The following is a 15,369-nucleotide window of genomic DNA, read 5'->3' on the forward strand; positions in this document are numbered from 1 at the left end:
ACGGACTGCGGCGGCACGCCTCCAATTTTACCGTCTGGCATACGGTCAGGCGGCGGGACTCGGCGCCGAGTTGACGATCGACGAGGTTCTCGCCGTGGCGGAGGGCGTGGTCGAATCCAATCGCGTCCGCCTCGAGCGGAGAAGCGGCCCTTCGGATCGTCTCGATCGGCCTGTCGTCAAATTGCTTCTCAATCTTCTCGTCCTTGGCGGCGAGGCACTACCCCGGGGTGGCCGCTTGGGCGCGAGCCTATTGCAAGGCGCTACCGGCAGGCGTCTTGAGGTTTTGGCGGAAGGGGAGCAAGCAGCCTTATCACCCGAGAGTAGCACCGCACTTCAAGATCGTATTGACGTCGCGAGCCTGACGGCACGTACCGTACAGGCGTACTTTACTGGGCGGGTTGCCGAAGCGCTGCCCGTTTCCCTTGAAACAGTCGAGTCGTTTGGCATTGTTCGCTTTACCGCCGCGCTGCCTGCAATGGCCCGGTAGAACAACCTAAGCCATTTAATTCAGGACTTTTTAACCCCTATTTGCGAGCCTTTGCCCGAACCGGCGGAACTTGTGACCCCGGGGGCCGGTCCAAACCGGACGACTGCGGCGACGGATCGGGCAGGCACCATGGATGACGTGCTCAGGGAATTTCTGACGGAAACGGCGGAGAGTCTCGATGTTCTCGACGGTGAGCTGGTCAAACTCGAACAAGGCCCCAACGATCCCGAACTGATCGGCAACATTTTTCGTCTCTTGCATACGATCAAGGGGACATGCGGATTCCTCGGACTTCCCCGATTGGAATCCGTTGCGCATGCTGGCGAAAATATCCTCGGCAAACTCCGCGATGGTGAGCTTGACGTCACTCCTGGCGCCATCGGCCTCGTGCTCGAAGCACTCGACTGCATCAAGTCGATCCTTTCGGCGCTGGAAGCCACGGAAGTCGAGCCACCGGGCGAGGATTCGGACCTCATCGCCCGTCTTGAGGCATTGACCGAAGGAGCGTCGACGCCACCGGAGAATGCTGAGGTGACGGCTGAAGCATTCATGGCTCCCTTGAGCGTGGCCTCGGCCGTGGGCGAGGTCGACGCCCAGCCGGCCGGGAGCGACGGAGCCGGGTATAGCGCGCAACCCGAATCTTCGCTTGGATCGCATTCGATCCGGGTGAATCTGGGCCTCCTCGAAAACCTGATGGCCACGGTCAGTGAGCTCGTGCTCTTGCGGAATCAACTTCAGCAGGTCCTGCGCCTCCGCGAGGAATCCGATTTCGCGGCTGCCCTGCATCGACTCGACCACATCACATCGGCGCTTCAGGACGGCGTGATGCGCACGCGCATGCAGCCGATCGCAAATGCGTGGTCGAAGCTGCCTCGCCTCGTTCGCGAACTTTCGCGCGAGCTCGGCAAGAAGATCGAGCTCAAGATGGTGGGTGGCGAGACCGAACTCGACCGTCAAATTCTTGAAATTGTCAAAGATCCGCTCACCCACATGGTACGCAATGCAGCTGACCACGGCCTCGAATCCCTCGAAGAACGCGTGAAGGTCGGAAAGCCCGAATTCGGCACGATCAAGCTTGCGGCACACCAGGAAGGCGGTCACATCGCGATCATCGTGTCCGACGACGGCCGCGGTCTTTCGATAGAACGAATAAAAGAGAAAGCCGCCACCAACCGCCTGCACTCGAACGCGGAACTATCGAATATGTCCGATCAGCAGGTCATGCAGCTCATTTTCAATGCGGGGCTCTCGACCGCAGAAAAGATCACAAGCATCTCCGGTCGCGGTGTCGGAATGGATGTCGTGAAGTCAAATATCGAGAAAATCGGCGGCAGCATCGATATCAATTCGACGCTTGGAAAAGGCGCTACCTTCACAGTGAAAATTCCCCTGACCATGGCGATCATTTCCGCCTTGATCGTCGAGGTGCGTGGCGAACGTTTTGCAATTCCCCAAATCGGTGTTTCCGAATTGGTGCATGCATCGCCGAAGTCCGAGCACAAGGTCGAGTTCATCAATGGGGTCCCGCTTCTTCGTCTGCGCAATCGGCTCCTGCCGCTCGTTTCATTGGCGGATCTATTGAAACTTGAGGGCGGGCGAGGGTCGGCGGGCGAGATTTTAGAGGACTCCCTCATCGTCGTGGCGCAAGTTGGGATAGCAAGTCTCGGCATCATCGTTGACAGGGTCTACGACACCGAGGAGATCGTGGTGAAACCCCTCGCGCGGATTTTGCGCGACATCCGCGTTTTTTCGGGGAACACGATCCTTGGCGATGGCCACATCGTCATGATCCTCGATCTCAACGGTATTGCGAATGCCGCGAGCGATTTCGCCGCGGTAGGCGAGGATTTCCGCGAGATCGATCGCCCAGGTCGCGAGCGCGATGCTCGCACACAATTGCTCGTCTTCAAGGCAGGCGGCAATGCGCACAAGGCCGTGCCGCTTTCACTCGTCCGCCGTCTCGAGGAAATTGACGCGAAGACGATCGAATATTCGGAGAGCGGTTCCTTCGTCCAATATCGCGGCCAGCTCATGCCGTTGGTGCCCATAGAGCGCAATCAGTCGCCCAAAAAAGAAGGCCGCTGCCCCGTGATTGTGATCGCGGCGGAGCAACGCGTAATGGGGCTCTTGGTCGATGAGATCGTCGATGTCGTGGATGACCGCCTCAAAATCGAACTTGCGTCGGCTCGACCTGGCTTGATTGGAACCGCAATAATCGAGGGCCGCGTTAGCGACGTGATCGACACAGGTTATTATCTGGAAAAAGCGCATCCAGGTTGGTTCGCCAGTGGACGACAAGGCAATTCGTCTCTCGAATCGCGTGCGCGCATTCTCTTGATCGACGACAGCCCATTTTTCCGCAACCTGCTGATGCCACTCCTGAACGCGGCTGGCTACGATGTCACACCCGTGGAGAACGCCGACCGCGCATTCAATCTGCACGACTCCGGCCATGACTTTGACATTATCGTCAGCGACGTCGAATTGCCCGGCATGAGCGGATACGAACTTGCCGAAGCGATTCGGAAATCGTCCCGCTGGCGGAATGTCCCACTCGTCGCTCTGTCGCGCCATCGCTCATCTTCCGAGCGTAATCGAAGTCAAACGGTCGGTTTCCTGGAATTCGCCGCCAAGATGGATGGAGAAGCACTCCTACAAAAAATTTCCGAAGTACTCGAAGAGCACCGGGGTGCGGCATGAGCGGGACAAAATTGACGCCGACCAAGAGTGTTGATTTGACGCAAGTGGGCAAGCAGCCAACCGACTGCGGGGCTGTTGTCGGTATCTTCGTCGCTGACCAACTATTCGGCGTTCCAATTCTGGCTGTGCGGGACGTTCTTGGCCCCCAGCGTATTACACGCATTCCGCTAGCCCCCCCCGAAGTGGCCGGAGTTCTCAACCTGCGCGGCCGTATCGTCACAGCCATAGATATGCGCCGACGCCTTGGCTTGCAGGCACGGTGGCTTGAGGATTCTTGCATGAGCGTGGTCGTGGAAAATGGGGACGAGCTCTATAGCCTGATCGTCGATTCCGTTGCCGATGTCCTCAATCTTCCGGCCGAGGGCTATGAGCGCAATCCCTTCACGCTCGATCCTCACTGGCGCGAGATTTCGGCCGGTGTTTGCCAGCTCGAAGGGCGGCTGATGGTCGTGCTCGATGTCGACGACCTAATTCACTTTCAACATATGGCCACCGCGTAGGTGAGATGAGGCAGGCTTATGCATCGAACGGTGCAAAGGCGAGCATGGAGTGACCGATGAAGACGTGCCTTATTGTCGATGACTCAAGGGTCGTCCGGCTCGTCGTGCGCCGCATTCTCGAAGGCCTCAACTTTGAAATCCGCGAAGCGGCGGACGGGCGGACGGCGTTGGAAGCGTGCCTTCAGGAAATGCCGGACGTAATACTGCTCGATTGGAATATGCCGGTCATGAGCGGTATCGAGTTCTTGAAGACCCTGAGGGAAGCCGCCGGCGGACGCCATCCGGTCGTCGTCTTCTGCACGACGGAGAACGATCTTGTGCATATTCGAGAGGCGCTTGCGGCAGGCGCCGACGAATACATTATGAAACCATTCGACAGCGAGATAATCCAAGCCAAATTCGAGCAAGTGGGGTTGATTTGATGGTCCCGCCCGGCACCGAGCCCGCGTCGTCCGTGACCGAGTCCGGGCGCCAGCCCTACCGAGTCATGTTGGTCGACGACTCCGCAGTCGTGCGCGGAATGTTCGCGCGCGCGCTCGAGGGGGACTGGGAAATCGAAGTTGTCGCCTCGGTAAGCAATGGACAACACGCAGTCGCCGTCGCGGCCCGGCAAAAAATCGATGTCGTCGTACTGGATGTCGAGATGCCGGTCATGGACGGCCTAACCGCACTTCCAAAATTGCTCGCGAGCGATCCCTCGCTCAAGGTCATCATCGCCTCTACCCTAACAAAGCGAAATGCGGAACTTACCTTGCGCGCGCTCGCTGCGGGTGCGACGGAGTGCCTCGCCAAGCCGACTTCGATGTGCGATCCAGCGGCGGGTGCTGATTTTCGTCGCGAGTTACTGGCCAAGGTCAAAGCTCTCGCCGCTGTGAGTCGCCTCGCTTCCAACCCGATTGTAACACGAAGGGCATTTGCGTGTGGCGGCACAGCATTTGGATCACCGTCGCCGATTCCGACGGTATCGCGATTTCCGCCATGCGATCCCATTTCGCTGCGGCAATCGGGTTCGGTGCGCCCAGAATTGCTGGCGATCGCGAGTTCGACCGGCGGGCCGCACGCGCTTATCTCGCTCCTCGGCGGTCTCGATGCGTCGGTCACTTGTCCGATCCTCGTGACCCAGCACATGCCACCAACTTTTACGACCATACTCGCCGAACACATCGCACGGCAATGCGGCCGACCGTGTCGCGAGGCCGTGGATGGAGAGCCGATTGCGACCGATCGTATCTACATCGCGCCCGGAAACTATCATTTGACGGTTGAGGAGATAAACCATCAGCACTGCCTCAGGCTCGATGACGGGCCGGCAGAAAATTTTTGCCGGCCCGCCGCGGACCCAATGTTTCGGAGCATCGCGCGGGTGTATGGCGCACGGGCGCTCATTCTCGTGCTCACGGGCATGGGCCGTGACGGGTTGCGCGGTGCGCGCCAAGTCGTTGAAGCAGGCGGCACGGTCATTGCGCAGGACGAGGCCACAAGCGTTATCTGGGGCATGCCGGGTGCTGTCGCGCATGCGGGTCTCTGCTCGGCAGTGTTGCCGCTTGACCACATGGCGTTCAGCGTTCGAAAGATCTTGCTTGGGGAAGTGCTGTGAGGTCGGACGATTTTAATTTTCTGAGCCGTCTCCTCAAGGAATGCTCCGGCCTCACGCTCGGCGAAGACAAGGGTTATCTCCTTGAGAATCGCCTGGTTCCGATCGCCCGGCAACGCGCGTTCAAAAATCTCGACGAGTTGATTGCCGCCGTGCGCGCCAACCGCTTCGGCGACGCTGCGCGCGACGTCGTCGATGCGATGACCACCAACGAATCGTTCTTTTTTCGCGACAAGCGACCGTTCGATCAGTTCGCCACGATTGTGCTCCCGCATATTCTGAATACGCGAACGGCCAGCCGCTACCTTCGTATTTGGAGTGCCGCGTGCTCAAATGGTCAGGAGCCCTATACCATTGCAATGATCCTGCGCGAAAATGCAACATGGCTGAGCGGCTGGCGCTGTGAGATCCTTGCAACCGACCTCAGTCGACAAGTTCTCGCAAAGGCGAGAGCGGGGATCTATTCCCAGTTCGAGGTGCAACGTGGCTTGCCAATATCGCTTCTCCTTAAGTATTTCCGGCAAGACGGAGAAAGATGGCATATCGACTCGGCACTGCGCGCGATGGTGCAGTTTCGCGAGTTCAATCTGCTCGACGATCCGTGCGCGCTCGGCACATTCGATGTCGTATTCTGTCGGAATGTGCTTATCTATTTCGATCAGGCGACGAAGTCAGACGTGCTGCAGCGCATTCGCCGCGTCATGACGGATGATGGATTCCTCTATCTCGGTGGGGCGGAGACCGTGCTCGGCATCACCGATCGGTTTCACCCGATTTCGGGCGAACGTGGCATTTACGGTGCCGCACCGTACCTCCCGATCGACACATCGCCTTTACGCGCCGCCGCAGTCTGAGGTCTTGCCTCGCTAATTCTCGCATAACATAAAAAAGGGCTGCACCATTTGGTGCAGCCCTCGATCATTCCGGCATCGGTACCGGCGATAGTCAGTGCGCCATTGCGGCTTCGCGCTCGGTCGCCGATACGCCTTCAATATCGCTTGGCTGCGGGTCCCGTAGCACATAGCCGCGGCCCCAAACCGTCTCGATGTAGTTGTCCCCCCCTGTCGCGGCGGAAAGCTTCTTCCTCAACTTGCAGACGAAAACGTCGATGATCTTAAGCTCGGGCTCGTCCATGCCGCCGTAGAGATGGTTGAGAAACATTTCCTTTGTCAGTGTAGTGCCCTTGCGCAGCGATAGAAGCTCGAGAATCCCATACTCCTTGCCGGTCAAATGAAGTGGCGTTCCCTCGACGTCGACTGTGCGCGTGTCGAGGTTGACAATGAGGCGCCCGGTCTTGATCACTGAATCTGAATGGCCTTTCGAGCGGCGTACGATCGCCTGAATGCGGGCAATAAGCTCACGCTTATCGAATGGTTTGGTTAGATAATCGTCGGCTCCAAAGCCTAATCCCTTGAGCTTGTTGTCCAGTTCGGCCAACCCCGACAGGATCAGGATCGGCGTGCCGACACGGGCGGCCCGAAGGCGGCGCAGCACTTCGTACCCGTCGATGTCCGGCAGCATCAAATCGAGGAGGATAATGTCATAATCGTAAAGTTTTCCGATTTCGAGGCCGTCCTCCCCAAGATCGGTCGTGTCGCAGATGTAGCCCTCCGATTTGAGCATCAGCTCGATGCTTCGGGCCGTGGAGGAATCGTCCTCAATCAGAAGAACGCGCATATCAGTCTCCCAGAAAGCCCCAAATGAATTGACCTGGTGCATCATCCTTTAGAAAGGTTAACAAATTCTTTAATGCTTTATTTCTAATTTACCAAGCCTTAAGCGCGGGCGGTGCATCATCCGCTCGTGGACCCTGCGCCATTGCGGTGGTTTGCGGGAAACCTTGAGCGCGCCTCATTCATTAAGTAACTGGGAATGCTAAGAAAATCCCTTTTTGCTGAGCTTGAACGGATTTCGGAGCAACGCTTCTATGGAAGGGTTGCCGCGATCCTCGGAATGCTTGTGGAGATCGGTGGCGTGGAGCGCCGGCTCTCGATTGGGAGCCGATGCGAAATCGAGGCCCGTGGCGGGCGAAAGGTACTCAGCGAGGTTATCGGCTTCCGCCAGGGCCACGCACTTCTCATGCCCTTTGGGCCGCTCGACGGTGTCGGGCTCGGCTGCAAGGCCGAAATTGTCAGCAATGATCCAGTGATGCGCCCTAGTCATGGCTGGCTCGGCAGGGTGGTCAATGCGCTGGGCGAGCCGATCGACGGGAAGGGGCCGCTTCCCTCTGGCCTTGAGGCCTACGCGTTGCGGAATCCCCCACCGCCGGCGCACCAACGCCGCCGAGTAGGCGGCAAACTCGATCTTGGAGTACGTTCGCTCAATGCTTTCCTCTCGTGCTGCAAAGGCCAACGTATGGGGATATTTGCCGGCTCCGGGGTCGGCAAGTCGGTCCTTCTGTCTATGCTTGCGCGCTATACCGGTTCGGATGTCGCCGTAATTGGCCTGATTGGTGAACGGGGTCGGGAGGTGCAGGAATTCCTCGAGGACGATCTCGGCCCTGAGGGTCTGGCGCGAAGCGTGGTGATTGTCGCAACGTCCGACGAATCCGCCCTGCTGCGCCGTCAAGCGGCTTATTTGACGCTCACAGTCGCTGAGTATTTTCGGGATTCCGGTGCAGAAGTCCTTTGCTTAATGGACAGCCTAACGCGCTTCGCCACGGCACAGCGCGAAATCGGCCTCGCGGCGGGCGAACCTCCGACCAGTAAGGGTTATACGCCGACCGTCTTCACGGAGTTGCCGCGTCTGCTGGAGCGTGCGGGTCCTGGCCTCACGGGTCAAGGCAACATCACCGGGCTTTTTGCGGTGCTGGTCGAGGGCGACGATCACAATGAGCCGGTCGCGGATGCGGTTCGCGCAATCCTGGATGGCCATATTGTGCTCGAACGTGCAATCGCGGAGCGCGGGCGCTATCCCTCCATCAATGTTCTGCGAAGCGTTTCGCGCACCATGCCCGCGTGCAACAGCGAAGCGGAGCAAGCCGTCGTCGAACGTGCGCGCGCGCTCCTTGCGGTTTATGAGGATATGGCCGAAATGATCCGCCTCGGCGCCTACCGCCGCGGCAGCGACGCTAATGTCGACGATGCGATACGATTCTATCCGGCGATCGAAGCTTTTATGACCCAAAAAAAGGCCGAACGGTGCGACCTGGCCGCCGGCTATCGCCAGCTTGCAGAAATTCTCGGCATGAGTCCGCCGTGACGGAATGATTGCTCGTGAAAGCGCTTAAGAGTTTGATTCGTCTGCATCGCGGCATGCTCGACGAGCGGCGGCGGGATCTCGTGGCTCTCGAATCCCGTCGCGTGCAACTCGAAGCGGCACAGGCACAGCTCGAGGTGGAGCTTGTCACCGAGCAACGCGTTGCATCTATCAATGTCGAAGTCGGGTTTAGCTACCCGGGTTTTGCTCGCGCGGTTATCAAACGCCGCAATGCCTTGGCGGCGGACCGCCGGCAAATCGAGGACGACATCGCAAAGGCCGTTGCAGCATTGGGCAAGGTCTTTCAAGATGTAAAGCGCTACGAGACGGCGTTGGAAAATCAGCGTAAGAAGCTGCGCGCCGAAGCAGAGCGTCGCCACCAGGCGACAGTTGACGAAGTGGCACTCACAATTCACCGCCGAAAAGAGACCCGCTGGCTCTAAATGACGATTGCCGTCGATTTGGCATGCGCCGCCTCGAGTGGGGCGGTCGGAAATCGTGACGCCACAGTTTGAAAGCCCAGGGCGCCCGTGAGATCCGCTGCCGCCAGCGCGTCGCTGAATATTACCTCGAGCGCTTTGCGCAGGGACTGGGCGAGCAGGTGATGACTTCGCAGGATCAAGTTCAATTGCCGTTCCTTGAGGAAGCCGTCGATCTGAACCGCGCCGAGCCGCGAGAGTTCGAGCTCGACGATAAATCGTTGTCCCCCTGAAACCACTGGCAGACGCCCGACTTGCCCGTCCCGTCGCGGCTCGCGCCTGCGAAGAAAGAGGCGGACTTGGCTTAGCATGCGGTCGGCGACGACGGGAATGAAGAAGCTGCGCCAATCGGCCTCACCATTTTCGTTGGCCAGGGCGCTCAAATGCTCGAAATCGATGCGAAGCTGTGCGGCGAGGTCAGCTTGCCCGAGGGTCCCGAGTTGACGGATTGCGGCCGCACCTAGGCCGGCTGTGGTGCTCCTGTTTTCGAGCGCGGCAACGAACGCTATGAGGCCGAGCGCCAATTGGGGCCCCGGGCGGGGCAGTGCAACCATTTCGTCGGGAATCCCCCGCGCTTGCGAACTCTCGAGAACTGCAACGGCTTGCCGGAGTGCGGGCCAATCGTTTGACAAGTTCGCCGCCGCCTCTGCTGGTGTTGCTGCACCAAGGGGCGATGGCAGCGCTAGTTTCGGCTCACCTTCCTGTTCGAGGATGATCGTGCTTCCGGTCGGCGGATTGCTTGGGAGCGGGAGTTCAATCGTACCGATCGGGGTGCGAACTTCGATTTGCCCCTTTGCGCCGGGACCGAGCACCGTCGCGACGATTTGTTTCGGCGTCCCGCCGCTGCCACTCACCTCGGGTGCGTCCGATCCGAACTGGGGAGAAGATCGTGGGGCCGGACCGGAGGCGGACGAACCCGCGGCATTGGCAAGCTGCGTTTCTGACCCGGCCTCGGGCGTGGGGGAGCCGAGGTCCGGAGGCGAGCCCAAATTCGTAGGCGGTCTGACTTCCACGATCCGCACGGTGAGCTGGCTGCCCTCCGGAAGTTGCGCGCTGTCTGGCGCGGCAGCCAATCCTGTGCTTGCGCCCGCCGCCGTCGCAACAGGTGCGGCCGGGCGCAAGATGACCGCCGTCACGACTGTCCCCGTCGATAGTACGATCTCCGCAGCGGGCGATGAGCCTTCGCCTGCGGGGGCAGGCGCTGCGGTGCCGGTAGATGCCGGCCCTGGGTTGGGCGCTATCGTCTGTAGCGATGGTAGGAGCGGCAAACGCAACGGGTTGCCGATGGATTGATCGTTAATTGAGAGAACGATCGCGGTAATCCGCGCGCCGGCCGTCTGCACCTGAAGCACGACGGTGCTGCCGACCGGGAGGTCGATGCGGGTAGACAGCGTCAGTCGTCCAAAATCAGCCTCGACGATCGTTTGCCCACGAGCGTCACGACCAATCACCACGCCTTGGATCAGGCTCCCGATATTAAGGTTGGCGAGGGCGGGATTGGCGTCAATCAGAACAATGGCATTCGCCGAATTGCCCAAATTGATCGCAACCGGCGCTGGCGTTGCTACGACGCTAGTCATCGGCGCCCTTCCCGGCTCGGCGTGGTCGGGTCACTGCGCGAGCGCCAGGCGCTGAGCGAGCACCTCTACGTCGTGAGCAGCCTCGCTCTGCGGGAAGCGCGATATGAGAGGGGTCTGAGACCTTATACAATCGCCGACGCGGCGATCGTGCCGCACGATTCCAGCCAGCGGTGGCGAGATTTTGAGGAAGTTTTGGCACGCCTTTACAAGTGAGGCATAGGTCCGCTCGCCTGCCGTGGACGACACGGCCCGATTGATCACGATGCGGACGTCAACCGTCGGTCGATCCTGAACGATCAGCTTGATGAAGGCATAGGCATCGGTCAGCGAGGTCGGCTCGTCGGTCGCGACCACAAGGCAGACCCCAGCGGGTGCGGCAAGGGCGCGCACGGTCCGCTCGATTCCAGCACCAAGATCGAGGATCACGCAATCGTAGGACGCAGCAAGCTCGAACAAGTCCTCGCTCAGGCCCCGCAATTGCTCGCGACGCAGTGCGGCAAGCCCGCCCGATCCCGAGTGGCCCGCGATCACGTCGAACCCGGCAGCCGAGACGTGCGTCACGACACTCCCAAGACTCGTCCGTCCCGCGAGGACCGAGCCAAGATCGCGCTCGGGCGTCAACCCAAGCTGGACATCGACGTTCGCCAACCCGAGATCGCCGTCGAAAAGAAGCGGCTTAATCCCTTGGCGCGCCATCGCGTGGGCGAGCGTGACGGCAAGCCACGTCTTCCCGACCCCACCTTTTCCGGACGCAATAGCGATCAGGTTACGCACCGTGGGAAGTGGAGGCGGATTGGTTCGAGCAATACGGGCGATTGTCATGAGGCTGCCTTCAGCAATCGAGGTGATTCATTGGTGGCCGTCCTCTCCTCCGCCTTATCGTCGACCAGATCTCCGATGAGGAGCCGCGAGAGCGAGACGGGGTTAAGCGGCGAGAGGCCATTGGCGATGTGGGGGGTTGTCCCAACGTCGGAAAGTGCCAATTTCCCCGCCTCTGCCGCCGTGAGCAGGCTTGCGAGGCGTCGCGCCGCGTCGATTCGCGTCATGACGAGACGCTTGGCCCCGATTTCGGCAAAGGCAACCGCGGCCTCCGCCGCTTCGAGCGGATCTCCGCCGGCGGAGAGAACAACGATCGCCGCCGCATCGACGGCGTCGACAAGGGCCTTGGCGTGAGCGATCTCTCCCTCGTCATAGGGATTGACGCCGGCTGTGTCGATCAGCAACACATCGGCTTTGCTAGCGCCAGACGTTCCAGCAAGAATAGCATCGGCGAGCGCGCCTGCGTCCTCGGCTACCTGGATATCGACGCCCAGAATCTTCGTGAATGCCGCGAGCTGCTCGACGCCGCCCGCACGAATCGTGTCGGTCGTGATTACGGTCAAACGATTTCCTGCAAGAACCGCCCGGGCTGCGAGCTTGGCGACTGTGACGGTCTTACCAGCGCCAGGTGGCCCCACCAAGATTAGCGGCCTGCGCGGTCCCCGCGAACCCAGAAGCGGCTCAAAGCGAAAACGGCGGTCGAGTGCTGCGGCGAGCGCAAGGAGTGGTTCTCCCTTTGCCGCACCGGAATTGAGCGCGTCGCCAGCGAAGCCCCCGAGACGCTGGGCAAGTATTGCCGGCACGCCGTGAAATTCGAACGCATCTCGGACGGCGCGGTGGGCGTGATCGGCAGGTTTCTCGAAGCCACCAATGCGAGCGCACGGCCCGTGTATGCTGGCTCCGCCCGTAGCCGCAATTGACTCGTCGGCTGGCTCAATTGCTGCGGTCACGCGCGCCGGGGCACTCTTGTTGGTCGCGTGGGTCGACACGATGATGGCATCGGGGCCGAGCTCCTCGCGAACGAGTTTCATCGCCTGAGCGAGTGTCGGAGCGGTGAAGGATCGTAAGCGCATTCGGTGCCGTCGCTCCTATATTTGGCCGAGCGTCTTGATGCGCGCCTTGGGATGAATCTCATTTTGGGAAAGGACCACCGTAAGCGGGCGCACGCGTTCGACGATGGAGCGCACAAAGGGACGAATGGGCGGGCTTGTAAGTAGGACCGGCGTGTCCCCGAGCATGGCAAAGCGCTCGAGCGTTTGACGTGTGGTCGTGATGAATTGCTGTAGGCGCGACGGTGGCATGGAAAGCTGCCGCTCGTCACCCTGACCGACGATCGCCTCAGCAAAGCTCTGTTCCCATTCCGGCGTCAGAGTCACGATTGGCATGTAGCCCGCCTCGCACGTCGCCTGATCACTGATCTGGCGTGCAAGGCGCGCGCGCACATGCTCGGTGAGGGCGGTCACGTTGCGCGTATGTCCGGCGACTTCGGAAATCCCCTCGAGAATCGTGGGTAGATCGCGGATGGAGACGCGCTCGTGCAGCAAATTCTGCAAAATTCGTTGCACGCCGCCGACCGAGATCTGATTGGGAATGACATCCGAGATGAGCTTGTGATGATCCTTATCGATCTCGTCGAGCAGCTTTTGCGTTTCGGAATAGGAGAGGAGGTCAGCCATATACCCCTTGATCGCCTCGGTCAGATGGGTCGTCAATACGGTCGCAGGATCGACGACGGTGTAGCCCTTGAACATCGCCTCCTCACGATAGGCCTCGGCGACCCACATGGCCGGCAGGCCAAAGGTCGGCTCCGTCGTTTCGTCACCGGGCAGCGCGATCTTGTCGCCGCGCGGGTCCATGATGAGCAGCATGCCCGGCCTGAGCTCGCCGCGGCCCGCCTCAACTTCCTTTATGCGGATCGCATAGCCGTTGGCGCCTAATTGCATGTTGTCCTGGATACGCACTGGGGGAAGGACGAATCCCATCTCGCTCGCGAGCTGACGGCGAAGCGCTTTGATCTGGTCCGTCAATTTGTGCCCGCTCGGATTATTGATGAGTGGAATGAGGCCGTAGCCCAATTCGGCGCGAATATTGTCGATCTTGAGCGCCGTCGAAATCGGTTCCTCGGCGACCGGTGCCGCCTTCGCCGCCGCTTCCTTGGCTTTGGCGCTGGCGGCATCCTCGCGGCGCTTGAGTTGCAGCCACGCCGCCCCGCCGGTCGTACCCGCAAGCAGCAGGAAGGGGATCATCGGCACGCCGGGCAGGAGAGCAAGGCTACCCGTGAGGAATGATGCCATGCCGAGTGCCTTGGGATATCCGCCGAGCTGGCCGAAGAGTTCCTTGTCCGCGGAACCGATGACGCCCGATTTGGAGACGATGAGGCCTGCCGCCGTCGAGACGATCAGTGCCGGAATCTGCGAGACGAGGCCGTCGCCGACCGTAAGGAGCGTGTAGGTGTGGGTCGCCTGCGCAAAGCTCAGGCCGTTCTGAGCGACGCCGATGATAATACCGCCCACAATATTGATGAAGGTGATAAGCAAACCGGCTACGGCGTCGCCGCGAACGAACTTCGCTGCACCGTCCATCGAGCCGAAGAATGTGCTTTCATCCTCAAGCGACTTCCGGCGCCGACGTGCCTCGGTCTCGTCGATCAAGCCTGCGGAAAGATCCGCGTCGACCGCCATTTGCTTGCCAGGCATGGCGTCCAGGCTGAAGCGCGCGGAAACCTCGGCAATGCGACCAGACCCCTTGGTGATGACGACGAAATTCACGATGACGAGAATCGCGAAGACGATCAGTCCGATGACGAAGTTTCCGCCCATCACGAAATTGCCGAACGCTTCGATGACGCGGCCGGCGGCGGTGGTGCCCTCGTGGCCATGAGCCAGGATGAGGCGCGTCGATGCCAGGTTTAACGCAAGTCGCAGCATTGTCGCGATCAGCAGGACCGTCGGAAACGAACTGAAGTCGAGCGGCCTTGCAATGAGGACCGACGTCATCAGGATCAGCACCGAAAACGTGATCGAAATGGCCAGGCTGATATCGAGGAGCCAGCGCGGCATCGGCAAGATAAGCACGACGAGTATGGCAACCAGGCCAAGGGCGAGGGCGACGTCGCCCTGGCCCAATGCGAGTCGAAACTGGGTAAGGAGGCGCGAAAAGGGGCTGATCGCCGTCGCTGCCGTTGTCGCTGTTGCCGCGTCGCTCATGCAGCCCTAACTCCTGCCGTGCTCAATAGAACTCAAGCCGTGACACGATCGGACTCACCAGGCATCGGAACTGGAATTCCTTCCTCGCTATATTGCTTGAGCTTGTTTCGCAGTGTTCTGATCGAAATGCCGAGGATGTTGGCCGCGTGCGTTCGGTTGCCAAGGCAATGACTCACGGTCTCGATGATGAGGTCACGCTCGACGTCGGCGACCGTGCGGCCGACGAGCCCGGTGACAATCGGCGCTCCAGTTCCATCCGAAGTGCTGGTTTGTGCGGTGGCTGACGCGGCAGGTGCGGCCAAAGCGCATGTGGCGATTTCATCCAGTGTGACAATCGCCTCGGCCTCGATCTCGCTCCCCTTTGCGAACAGCACGGCGCGATGCATCGTGTTCTCGAGTTCACGCACGTTACCGCGCCAGGACTGCTTGAGCAGGGCTTCGCGCGCCGCGGCTGAAAACGGCCGATGGGCGATACCATTCGCATCCGCATACTTGCGGGAAAAATGCTCCGCGAGCGGCAAAACGTCGAGCGGGCGGTCGCGTAGGGGCGAAATCCGCAGGGTTACGACGTTGAGGCGATAATAGAGATCCTCGCGGAAAGTACCCTTGCGTACCTCGGCCAGAAGGTCCCGGTTGGTCGTTCCGATGACCCGGATGTCGACTTTCACCGGCTGCGTTCCGCCGACACGGTCAATCTCGCGTTCCTGGACCGCACGCAGGAGCTTCGCCTGAAGGCGAGGGTCCATCTCGCTGATTTCGTCAAGGAGCAAGGTACCGCCATTTGCTTCCTCGAACTTTCCGATACG

General features: G+C 60.2%; 14 protein-coding genes. 8 read left to right on the forward strand and 6 right to left on the reverse strand.

The window, feature by feature from the left end:
* The 6 genes from VEJ16_05770 to VEJ16_05795 form a co-directional block, all read left to right on the forward strand.
* The coding region (locus tag VEJ16_05770) for a histidine phosphotransferase family protein (GenBank protein ID HYB09156.1) at positions 1–487 on the forward strand (487 nt) is incomplete at its 5' end.
* Positions 488–616: 129 nt separating this feature from the next.
* Positions 617–3,187 carry a hybrid sensor histidine kinase/response regulator gene (locus VEJ16_05775; GenBank protein ID HYB09157.1) on the forward strand — a complete coding sequence of 857 codons (2,571 nt, stop codon included), beginning with the start codon at positions 617–619 and terminating at the stop codon, positions 3,185–3,187.
* Positions 3,188–3,231: 44 nt separating this feature from the next.
* Positions 3,232–3,687 (forward strand): chemotaxis protein CheW, encoded by a 456-nt coding sequence (locus tag VEJ16_05780; protein HYB09158.1) that lies wholly within the window; start codon positions 3,232–3,234, stop codon positions 3,685–3,687.
* A gap of 56 nt (positions 3,688–3,743) precedes the next feature.
* Positions 3,744–4,109, forward strand: coding sequence for a response regulator (locus VEJ16_05785; GenBank protein ID HYB09159.1), 366 nt, complete (start codon positions 3,744–3,746; stop codon positions 4,107–4,109).
* A complete protein-coding gene (locus VEJ16_05790) occupies positions 4,109–5,284 on the forward strand; it encodes a chemotaxis response regulator protein-glutamate methylesterase (protein ID HYB09160.1) in 1,176 nt (391 codons plus the stop codon). Before VEJ16_05785 ends, VEJ16_05790 begins: the two co-directional genes overlap by 1 nt.
* On the forward strand, positions 5,281–6,135 hold the full coding sequence (locus VEJ16_05795) for a CheR family methyltransferase (protein ID HYB09161.1): 855 nt from the start codon (positions 5,281–5,283) through the stop codon (positions 6,133–6,135). Before VEJ16_05790 ends, VEJ16_05795 begins: the two co-directional genes overlap by 4 nt.
* 91 nt (positions 6,136–6,226) lie before the next feature.
* Here the strand turns inward: VEJ16_05795 and VEJ16_05800 are convergent, their stop codons facing one another.
* Positions 6,227–6,958 (reverse strand): response regulator transcription factor, encoded by a 732-nt coding sequence (locus tag VEJ16_05800; GenBank protein HYB09162.1) that lies wholly within the window; start codon positions 6,956–6,958, stop codon positions 6,227–6,229.
* Between the two features lie 195 nt (positions 6,959–7,153).
* On the opposite strand from VEJ16_05800, the gene fliI reads away from it, so the two are divergent.
* Both fliI and VEJ16_05810 read left to right on the forward strand, forming a co-directional pair.
* Positions 7,154–8,482 carry a flagellar protein export ATPase FliI gene (gene fliI / locus VEJ16_05805; protein ID HYB09163.1) on the forward strand — a complete coding sequence of 443 codons (1,329 nt, stop codon included), beginning with the start codon at positions 7,154–7,156 and terminating at the stop codon, positions 8,480–8,482.
* Positions 8,483–8,496: 14 nt separating this feature from the next.
* Positions 8,497–8,922 carry a hypothetical protein gene (locus VEJ16_05810; protein ID HYB09164.1) on the forward strand — a complete coding sequence of 142 codons (426 nt, stop codon included), beginning with the start codon at positions 8,497–8,499 and terminating at the stop codon, positions 8,920–8,922.
* Here VEJ16_05810 and VEJ16_05815 read toward each other — a convergent pair.
* The 5 genes from VEJ16_05815 to VEJ16_05835 all read right to left on the reverse strand — a co-directional run.
* Positions 8,919–10,538 (reverse strand): hypothetical protein, encoded by a 1,620-nt coding sequence (locus VEJ16_05815; GenBank protein HYB09165.1) that lies wholly within the window; start codon positions 10,536–10,538, stop codon positions 8,919–8,921. The genes VEJ16_05810 and VEJ16_05815 overlap by 4 nt on opposite strands.
* Positions 10,539–10,568: 30 nt before the next feature.
* Positions 10,569–11,360: a MinD/ParA family protein gene (locus VEJ16_05820; protein HYB09166.1), complete on the reverse strand. Its 792-nt coding sequence runs from the start codon at positions 11,358–11,360 to the stop codon at positions 10,569–10,571.
* Positions 11,357–12,430: a hypothetical protein gene (locus VEJ16_05825; GenBank protein ID HYB09167.1), complete on the reverse strand. Its 1,074-nt coding sequence runs from the start codon at positions 12,428–12,430 to the stop codon at positions 11,357–11,359. The genes VEJ16_05820 and VEJ16_05825 overlap by 4 nt, the downstream gene beginning before the upstream one ends.
* 15 nt (positions 12,431–12,445) lie before the next feature.
* The gene (flhA, locus tag VEJ16_05830; GenBank protein ID HYB09168.1) at positions 12,446–14,563 is read right to left on the reverse strand and encodes a flagellar biosynthesis protein FlhA; all 2,118 of its coding nucleotides are present in this window, start codon (positions 14,561–14,563) and stop codon (positions 12,446–12,448) included.
* Between the two features lie 32 nt (positions 14,564–14,595).
* Positions 14,596–15,369: sigma 54-interacting transcriptional regulator (locus tag VEJ16_05835; protein HYB09169.1), on the reverse strand; the 774-nt coding region annotated here is incomplete at its 5' end.

Source organism: Alphaproteobacteria bacterium (assembly GCA_035625915.1).
GTDB lineage: Bacteria > Pseudomonadota > Alphaproteobacteria > JACZXZ01 > JACZXZ01 > DATDHA01.

What these genes read in the sequence shown, in the direction of transcription:
- VEJ16_05800 (HYB09162.1), bottom strand. Translation starts at nt 6,958, where the DNA reads ATGCGCGTTCTTCTGATTGAGGACGATTCCTCCACGGCCCGAAGCATC.
- VEJ16_05785 (HYB09159.1), top strand. Translation starts at nt 3,744, where the DNA reads ATGAAGACGTGCCTTATTGTCGATGACTCAAGGGTCGTCCGGCTCGTC.
- VEJ16_05775 (HYB09157.1), top strand. Translation starts at nt 617, where the DNA reads ATGGATGACGTGCTCAGGGAATTTCTGACGGAAACGGCGGAGAGTCTC.
- VEJ16_05790 (HYB09160.1), top strand. Translation starts at nt 4,109, where the DNA reads ATGGTCCCGCCCGGCACCGAGCCCGCGTCGTCCGTGACCGAGTCCGGG.
- VEJ16_05815 (HYB09165.1), bottom strand. Translation starts at nt 10,538, where the DNA reads ATGACTAGCGTCGTAGCAACGCCAGCGCCGGTTGCGATCAATTTGGGC.
- fliI (HYB09163.1), top strand. Translation starts at nt 7,154, where the DNA reads ATGCTAAGAAAATCCCTTTTTGCTGAGCTTGAACGGATTTCGGAGCAA.
- VEJ16_05825 (HYB09167.1), bottom strand. Translation starts at nt 12,430, where the DNA reads ATGCGCTTACGATCCTTCACCGCTCCGACACTCGCTCAGGCGATGAAA.
- VEJ16_05820 (HYB09166.1), bottom strand. Translation starts at nt 11,360, where the DNA reads ATGACAATCGCCCGTATTGCTCGAACCAATCCGCCTCCACTTCCCACG.
- flhA (HYB09168.1), bottom strand. Translation starts at nt 14,563, where the DNA reads ATGAGCGACGCGGCAACAGCGACAACGGCAGCGACGGCGATCAGCCCC.